Source organism: Mycobacterium sp. 1164966.3 (assembly GCF_001665395.1).
Classification (GTDB): domain Bacteria; phylum Actinomycetota; class Actinomycetes; order Mycobacteriales; family Mycobacteriaceae; genus Mycobacterium.
This window is the reverse complement of record NZ_LZSG01000062.1, coordinates 378,341-387,271: the sequence shown is the minus strand read 5'-3', so window position 1 is coordinate 387,271 and position 8,931 is coordinate 378,341. Positions and strand designations below refer to the sequence as shown.

The 8,931-nt window shown below is 65.6% G+C and carries 6 protein-coding genes; all 6 read right to left on the bottom strand.

What is annotated here, in order from left to right:
* Nucleotides 1–596: serine/threonine-protein kinase (locus A9W99_RS22945; protein WP_156623242.1), on the bottom strand; the 596-nt coding region annotated here is incomplete at its 3' end.
* Nucleotides 597–708: 112 nt separating this feature from the next.
* Nucleotides 709–1,137 (bottom strand): DUF6636 domain-containing protein, encoded by a 429-nt coding sequence (locus A9W99_RS22940; RefSeq protein WP_067383662.1) that lies wholly within the window; start codon nucleotides 1,135–1,137, stop codon nucleotides 709–711.
* Nucleotides 1,138–1,150: 13 nt separating this feature from the next.
* Nucleotides 1,151–3,811: an FHA domain-containing protein gene (locus tag A9W99_RS22935; protein ID WP_082930151.1), complete on the bottom strand. Its 2,661-nt coding sequence runs from the start codon at nucleotides 3,809–3,811 to the stop codon at nucleotides 1,151–1,153.
* Between the two features lie 44 nt (nucleotides 3,812–3,855).
* The gene (locus A9W99_RS22930; RefSeq protein ID WP_067383660.1) at nucleotides 3,856–5,613 is read right to left on the bottom strand and encodes a serine/threonine-protein kinase; all 1,758 of its coding nucleotides are present in this window, start codon (nucleotides 5,611–5,613) and stop codon (nucleotides 3,856–3,858) included.
* A gap of 153 nt (nucleotides 5,614–5,766) precedes the next feature.
* Entirely contained in the window at nucleotides 5,767–7,518 is a 1,752-nt protein-coding gene (locus A9W99_RS22925) for a serine/threonine-protein kinase (protein WP_067383658.1), read from the bottom strand.
* Nucleotides 7,519–7,696: 178 nt separating this feature from the next.
* Nucleotides 7,697–8,866, bottom strand: a complete 1,170-nt coding sequence (gene embR, locus A9W99_RS22920) for an ATPase/transcriptional regulator EmbR (protein ID WP_067383655.1) — start codon at nucleotides 8,864–8,866, stop codon at nucleotides 7,697–7,699.
* Nucleotides 8,867–8,931: the final 65 nt, after the last annotated feature.

Here is an 8,931-nt window from a genome sequence, read left to right as displayed (position 1 = left end):
TAGATGTCGGCCCGGTAGGTGACCTCGTCGTTGGAAAACCGTTCGGGCGCCATGTATTTCCAGGTGCCCACCGCCGTACCCAACTGGGTGAGTTTCTCATCGGTGGTGGCGCTGGCGATGCCGAAGTCCACGAGATAGGCGAAGTCGTCGCGGGTGACCAAGATGTTGGGCGGCTTGACGTCGCGGTGCATTACCCCGGCGGCATGTGCGGCATCCAACGCCGAAGCGACCTGGCTGATGATGGCCACTGCGCGCGGCGGGGTCAGCGGCCCGAACCGCTTCAGCACACTGTCCAGGTCGGTGCCCTCGATCAGCCGCATCTCCAAATAGAGCTGGCCGTCGATCTCGCCATAGTCGTGGATGGGCACGACGTGAGGTTCCTGCAATCGGCCGGCGATGCGGGCCTCGCGCTTCATCCGCTCGCGGAACACCGGATCTTTGCTGAATTCTGCGGTCATCACCTTGACCGCGACCGTCCATTCCTTGACGGTGTGCTCGGCCTCGTAGACCTCGCCCATGCCGCCGCGGCCCAGCAGCCGTTTGAGCCGATAGGGCCCAAACATCTGCCCCACCCGCGAGCCCTGCGCGTCGCTCATCGCTGCTCCTTCAAAACCATCCCCGCCGCCCCCGCCGACAATATCAACCGCGCCGCATCGCCAAGCGCGATTCGCTCCGGTCGTGCTTCGCCGAGGGGCGGGTCCCCGGCGATCAGTGCAGCTCGTATGACTCGCGGGACAGCCGGAAGTAGCGTCCGGTGCTGCCGTCGGTGCAGGTCATGCCGGTGGGCTCGCTGTCGCAGGTGAGTGGGTTCACCGTCCACGCGCTGCCGTAGGTCAGCGTCGGTAAATTGCTGCCGCGCAACGAATCCGAGTTGCAGACGAATCCGGCGGCAGTGCCCTGCCGCAACTCGAGGCGATCGCCCCATTCGCCCTCGCACCGGTCCGGTCGTGCCGGTGCCACCCACGCGTGGTCGGTGATCTCACAGTCGGCAAACGCCTTGTTGCCCAACGAGCCCATCGCGCAGGCGATGTCGCCCGAGGGGGACTGAAACTGGTAGTACGTCTCGGCCCCTGCCGCAGCAGGGTCGAACGCCGTCGCCAGAGCGCTCAGCGCAAGCGTCGCGACGGCTTTGCCCATCACCGGTCGGCGTTCACTTGACCGCGTGGCGGTGCGGGTCGAGTCGCTTGAGCCGCACGGCGATAAGGATCACCAGCACCACCGCCTGCACCGCGCATACCGTCGCGGCGAACAGCCAACTATCGGATGAGTACTTCCACAACGGATCGACTTCTTTGCCGACCATCTGTAGCAGGTCATTGAGGTCGATCGTCGACGCGCCCATCGCGAAGCCCCATCGGGACGGCGACAGCCAGGCCAGTTGCTCCAGCGGGATTCGGCCGTTCACCGGGAACAGTCCGCCACAGAGCACGAGTTCGGCCAGGGCCACCAACACCAGCAGTGGCATGCCGCGATCGGCATTGCCGATCATCGCCGAGACCAACAGACCGATCAGCATCGAGACCACCGCGACGGCGACCACCGCGAGCGCCAATTCCAGCCTGGGCCAAGCGGTTATCACCGCCGCCTGGTCCGGCGGCAACCGAAACGCCGTCCCCAGGAATCCCAGAATCAGCGCTTGGACTGTGACCAGCACGGTGAGGACCGCCAATTTGGACGCCAGGTAGGCGATGCTGGACAACCCGATGCCGTGTTCGCGCTGATATATGGGTCGTTCCTTCACGATTTCGCGGATCGAGGCCGTGCATCCCATCAGCGCGCCGCCGAATATCAGCACCGTCAGGATCTGACCGGGCTGCATCGACTTGGTCTCCATGGCCTTGGCGATCGAAAGCCCCGACTTGCCCGGGGGTGCATACGCGAACAGGCTCAGCACCATCGGCAGCAGCAGCAAGGTCAGCGAATACTGGCGATCGGCGGCGATGACCGCCAGATACCGTCGGCACAGGGTGGCGAATTGGGCGAATGCGCTCTGCTGAGCGACCGGCTTGGACGGGCGTTCAGTGCCTGGTTGCGGGGCCTTGTGACCCGGGTGTGGCCCGGACAACGCCTGCTTGAGGGCTGACGTGTTGAACCGGCCCGTCCAGTCGGTGTCGGTGTCGTGCTCGAGCAGGTTGAACAAGTCGGCGAAGTCGCTGCAATTGAAGTAGTGCAGCGCCTGCTGCGGCGGTCCGAAGTACGCCAAACGACCACCCGGCGCCAAGATCAGCAATCGGTCGCACATGTGCAGCTGGGCGATGTTGTGGGTGACGACCACCACGGACCGACCGTCGTCGGCCAGGCCCCGCAACGTCTGCATGACCGACTTCTCGTACCCCGGGTCAAGGCCCGACGTCGGCTCGTCGAGAAACAGCAGCGACGGTTTGGTCAGCAGTTCCAGCGCGACGCTGGTGCGTTTGCGCTGACCTCCGGACAGACTGTCGATGCGTTGGTTCGCGTGCGCCGTCAGCCCGAGCTCGGAGAGCACCTCGTCGATGCGGTGCTCGCGCTCCGCGGCCGATACGTCATGCGGGAACCGCAGGCGCGCCGCGTAATTCAGCGCCCGGCGCACCGTCAGCGACGTGTGCAGGATGTCGTCCTGCGGAACAAACCCGATGCGGTGCCGCAGCTCGGCGTAGTTCTGGTAGAGGTTGCGGTCGTCGTAACGCACCTCGCCGTTGCCTGCCGGACGAAACCCGGTCAGTGCGCCAAGCAACGTCGACTTGCCGGCCCCGCTCGGTCCGACGACCGCCATGAAGCAACGTTCCGGCAGCGCGAAACTGACGTCGGACAACAACACCTTGCCCTTGCCGGTGACCACCCGCAGGTTCGACGCCTCGTAGGACACGTCGCCGGTGTCGACGTATTCAACCAGCCCGCCGCCGGCCAGGTGCAGCAGTTGGTGGCCAATGCCGACGATGTCGTCGGGCCCGATGACCGCGTGGTCGATCCGGTTGCCGTTGACGTAAGTGCCGTTGGCGCTGTTGTTGTCGACGAGCTCCCACTGGTCACCGGCGCGCCGCAACACGGCGTGACGGCGGGACACCAGCAGGTCGTCCAGAACCACGTTGTTGTCGGGCGCGCGACCGATCGTCACGACCAACTGGTCGATGTGGTGTACCGCGGTCGGCGGCCGGGCGATCGTGGTATCGCCGCGAGGTCGTGCTGCGTCCGGGCTGTCCGGGGTGGCGGGCCGGCTGGGCGGGACCTGCGGCGGTTTGGTGATGATGTTCGTCTCGGCCAAAGACCGTGGCGTGGCCGGGCTTGGCGGAGTTGGGGGTTGCTTAGGCGCCGACGGTGGTTTGGTGATGATCGTCGTGTCTAGAAGTCGTTGCGGGGGTGGGCTTTTCGAGGTGTCCGGGCCGGACGGCTTGTTGATCGGGGCAGTATGCGACGTGGTGATGATGGTGGTGTCGCCCCCAGGCCGTGGCCCGGCTGGGCCTTTTCGGCCTTCCACGGTTTCCGGTCTGGTGGGCGGGGGCGCCGGCGGGCTGATCGGATGCAGCTGTATCAACTCGCCGGAGGACGCCGAACCAAGCATCACGGTGACGGGCTGACGTATCGTGAACCTCTCCACCCGCTGCCCGTTCACGAATGTGCCGTTCCTGCTGTGGTTGACCATGACCCAACCGTCGGGCGTCGGCAACAGCACCGCGTGGTCTCGCGACACCCTCGGATTTTCCATCCGGAAATCGGCTTCGTTTGCGCGACCGATGGTCCAGGCGCGGCCGGGGGTGGCCTTCCAGGTGCGTCCGCAGGCGTGCAGCTGCATGTGAGACGGAGTGTTGGTGACGATGTCGGTCTTCTCGTCCATGGGTGGCCTCCGGGTGAATCGACCTGGCTTCTTGAATCCGCGACTCAGGAGTGCGAAGCCCACCACTTGTATAGCTGATCCAGGCCGGGTCCTTGGAGTTTTCCGCCGACCAGCCCGAACACCATGGTCTGCTGGTTGCTCCACATCACCTGGGGCTCGGTGTCTTTGTATATGCCGCAGGCAATCCGGCCCAGGACGACGTTCGGGTCCTGGTTATGCCACCAGGTGCCCGGGGAAGCCTTGTTACCCGGGCAACTTTGGATTGTGAACGTCTTGGTGAAGTTGCTGAAAGCGTCCTGCACCGATTGCAGACTCGGGAAGAGCCCATAGGCGGCGACCGTCGGGCCGTTGGCATCGGTATTGCCCCCGCACTTCACCGAGACCAGTGCTCCGGGCATGGGTCGGGCATCGGGTGTGCATGTGCCAGTGGGATAGCCGGACGGCAGTGCCCTGAGCAGTCGCTGGAGATCCGCGGACGTGCTGGTCGTCGTTCTCCTGGTGGTGGAAGGGTTAAAAGGGTTTGTCGTCGTCGTGGTCACGGACGTCGTGGTGACCGGCTGCGCGTCATTGTGCTCGTCCGGATGTCGCAACGCGATCCCGATGACGACGGCGGCGATCACCAGGACGGCCACCAAAGCGGCGACCCCGACGGCGATCGGCCACGGGCTGTGGCGGCGCCTGGGCGGTGGCAGATTCCACGGCGCAGGCCCGAGGAACTGTTGCGGGCCACTGACGGGCGGCGAATGCGGTGGACCGGCAAGCGGCCCCGACGGCGGAGCGCCCCAGTTGCCACCCGTCTGCTGGCCGCTGTTGACAGCGGGACGGACCGAAGGAGAAGGCGGCGGCGTCGGCCCGGAGCCGACATACGCAGTCGGTTTGTGCTGAATCGTCTGGCGGGTGGCTGCCTTGTGCGGCATGGTGGCTTCGTCGCTGCGGCGCAGGATGTCCACCGCCTGGTGTCGATCGGGATTGGTGAGTGCATGGTGGGCGGCCTTGGCCAGTTCGCCGGCCGTGGCGTAGCGGTCGTCGGGCCGTTTCGCCATGCCGCGTGCGATCACCGCGTCCAACGACTTCGGGACGCCCGCGCGCTTGATGCTGGGCTGGGGGATGGGGTCCATCATGTGCGCGGTGACCAATACGCCGGCGCTGTCGGACGCGTACGGCGGGGCGCCCGTCAGGCACTCGTAGAGCACGCAGGCCAGGGCATAGACGTCGGCGCGGTGTGTGACTTCGCCCGATGAGAACCGTTCGGGGGCCATGTATTTCCAGGTGCCGACCGCGGTGCCGATCTGAGTGAGCTTCTCGTCGGTGGTCGCGCTGGCGATGCCGAAGTCGACCAGGTAGGCGAAGTCGTCACGGGTGACTAGGACGTTGGGTGGCTTGACGTCGCGATGCATGATTCCGGCGGCGTGCGCGGCGTCGAGGGCCGAGGCCACCTGGGTGATGATGGCCACCGCCCGCGGCGGAGTCAACGGCCCGGATTGTTTGAGCAGAGTCTCCAAGTCGGTGCCTTCGATGAGGCGCATCTCCAAGTAGAGTTGCCCGTCGATTTCGCCGTAGTCGTGGATGGGTACGACGTGCGGTTCCTGCAGGCGCCCGGTGTGGCGGGCCTCGCGTTTCATCCGTTCCCGAAACACCGGATCCTTGCTGAGCGTTTCCGACATCAGCTTGACCGCTACCGTCCACCCTTTGACGGTGTGTTCGGCCTCGTAGACTTGGCCCATCCCGCCGTGACCCAGCGGCCGTTTCAGCTGGTAGGGCCCGAACATCAAACCCGCGCGCGAGCTCTGCCCGTCGCTCATCGATGACCCCTCCAAAGAACCCCGCAACCCCCGCCGACAATATCAACAGGCGCGGACTGACCATGGGGTCCGGAAAACCGCCGACCCGATCATGCTGGTGCGACGGGAGCTCCCAGCGCGTTGCGATGCTTCAGGCGTCGCGGTTTGCGCAGGTCAGCCGTTCTTGCCCCACCAGTTGTGCAGCTCCTCGATGTTGGCGGTGCCGCCGAAGACGTCACTGAGCATCAGCTTGCCTTCGTTGCTCCATATGACGTTCGGCTGATTCTTGTAGGTACCGCAGGCGACCATGCCGGCCGTCACCGTCGGGCTGTTCTTGTAGTGCCAGCCGTCCGGCGATGTTCCCTCGCCGGGGCAGTTCATCAACTGCACGGCGGCGATGTCCTCGTTGAAGGCTTTCTTCAGTGAGTCGAGGTTGGGGAACAACCCGTAGATCGCCTTGGTCGGGCCCCCGGGGCTGGTGTTCTGCCCGCACTTCACCATCGCCACCGAGTCCTGCCAGATGCTGTTGGCCGACGGCGTGGTCGACGTGCACGTACCGGCGGCGTAGCCCTTGGGCAACATGCTCATCAGCTTGCTTTGCGGGTCGCTGGTCGGTGGGGCTGAAGGAGAGGTGCTCGAGGTGGTCGTGACGACCGAAGTGGTGTGATCCGCCTGCTTATGGTCGTCGGAGTTGTTGGTGACCAGATAGATGCCCACGGCGGCGATAACCAGGACCACGACCAGCGCCGCGACGCCGGCGAGGATGGGCCAGGGGCTGCGTTTGGCCGGCGGTTGGCCCTGGTTCCATGAGGTTTGGCCGCCAGGCGGGGGCGCGCCGGGCGGCTGGCCGCCCCAGTTGCTGGACGAAGTCTGGAAGTACTGCGGGGTCGGAACGGGTCCAGAGCTGGAAGGGCCGGGGTAAGGCGACTGCTGGACGGGCGTCGGTGGCGGCGCGGTGAAGTTCTGGCCCGACGCCTGCGGCCCACCGACGCCGGTGCCGGCCAGGGTGGCACCCGGTGCGGCGCTGCCCGGCCCCAGCATGGTCGCTTCCTGGCTGCGGCGCACGATGTTGGCGGCGTGGTCTTGGTCGGGGTCGCTGAGCGCTTCGTGGGCGGCTACCGCCAGGTCGCCCGCGCTGGCATAGCGGTCCTCGGGCTTTTTGGCCATGCCGCGCGCGATGACGGCGTCCAAGGCCCTGGGGATGCCCGCGCGGCTGGCGCTGGGCTGCGGCACCGGGTCCATCAGATGAGAGGTGACCAGCATGCTGGCGCTGTCTGATCGATAGGGCGGCGCGCCGGTCAGGCATTCGTAGAGCACGCAGGCCAGTGCGTAGATGTCGGCCCGGTAGGTGACCTCGTCGTTGGAAAACCGTTCGGGCGCCATGTATTTCCAGGTGCCCACCGCCGTGCCGAGCTGGGTGAGTTTCTCGTCGGTGGTGGCGCTGGCGATGCCGAAGTCGACCAGGTAGGCGAAGTCGTCGCGGGTGACCAAGATGTTGGGCGGCTTGACGTCGCGGTGCATTACCCCGGCGGCGTGCGCGGCATCCAGCGCTGAGGCGACCTGGCTGATGATGGCCACTGCGCGCGGCGGGGTCAGCGGCCCGTACCGCTTGAGCATGCTGTCCAGGTCGGTGCCCTCGATCAGCCGCATCTCCAAATAGAGCTGGCCGTCGATTTCGCCGTAGTCGTGGATGGGCACGACGTGCGGTTCCTTCAGCCGCCCGGTGATGCGCGCTTCGCGCTTCATCCGCTCGCGGAACACGGCGTCCTTGCTGAATTCTGCGGTCATCACCTTGACCGCGACCGTCCATTCCTTGACGGTGTGCTCGGCCTCGTAGACCTCGCCCATCCCGCCGCGGCCCAGCAGCCGTTTGAGCCGATAGGGCCCAAACATCGACCCAACCCGCGAGCCCTGCTCGTCGCTCATCGCCGCTCCTTCAAACCGACCCCGCGATGCCGCTCACACTATCAACGGCGACCGACCAATTCGCCGGCCACAAACCGATGACCGAGCAATCATGACGGTAAGGCGTTACGTGCCCGGCCGCATCACATCCGCGACATCTGGCGCCTCGCGGTGGCGCCCGTGGGGTGACCTGGGCGACCTATTCGATGGCCGAAAAACCGACCGTCTCCTCTTGATTGTCCAGGGCTACCCGGAAGGTGAATTCGTGGTCGCAGATGCGGATGTGGTCCCCGTCGTTGAGCGTGGTGGCGGTGCGAATCCGCTGGTATTGCACATGCACTCCGTTGGATGACCGCAGGTCGTTGATGATGTAGTTGGTGCCGGTGTCGACGATCACCGCGTGGTGGCGGCTGACATTGGCGCTTTCCAGCACGATGTCGTTGTCTTGCAGGCGCCCGATCCGCGTCGCCGCCGATTTCAGCGGATAGCGCTCACCCGAGGCCGAGTACAGGTGGGCGAGAACTTTCTGGCCCGTGACGCTGGTGCGCTGATCGAGCACCGTGACTGTGCCAACCGCGGTGGTCTTGGCCCTCTTCTTGGCGTCCAGCGGTTCCTGTCGCAGGACCTTGTCGTTCAAATCACGCAGGGTCTGGCCGGGGTCGATGCCGAGGTCGTCGGCCAGCATCGTCTTCACCCGGCGATAGGCGGCCAGCGCGTCGGACTGGCGGTCGGTGAGATAGTAGGCGGTGATCAGCTGCGCCCACAACGGCTCGCGGTAAGGATGCTCGTTGGTAAGGGCTTCCAGTTCGGTGATCACGGACGACGCACGACCGCAAGCGATTTCGGCCTCAGCCTTTGCGGTGTGGGCGACGACCTTGTCCTCGACGAGGGCAGTGGCAAAGGTGTCGACGAACTGGAAGTCGCGCAGATCCTCGAGCACCGGTCCACGCCATTCCGCCAAGGCTTCTGACAGATGACGGCTGGCGTGTTCGAACCGGCCCGAAGCGGCGGCGTGTACTCCCGCGTTCTTCGCTGTGATGAACCGCCCTAGATCGCAAGCGTTCTCGGAAATGCTCAGCCGGTAGCCCGGCGGCGCTGCCGCCAGCACTCCGCGTGGGTCGATCCCGACGCCGCTCAGCAGCTTGCGAAGGTTGGATACGTAGGAGTGGATGCTGGCCCTCGCACCGGACGGGGGCCATCCCTCCCACACGGCCGTGATCAGCCTGTCCACGCCAACCGGGCTGTTGCGGTTCATCAGCAGCATGGCCAGCACGGCCCGCTGCTTGGGCGTACCCAACGGCACCAGGACCCCGTCAACACTCATCTCCAACGGTCCGAGCAGACCGAATTCGAGATTAATGTCCACCATCGCGTTTACCAGCCCTTCCGGGTGCTCTGCGACTTCACGTGCCAGGCTGCCAATAGTGTCGCATT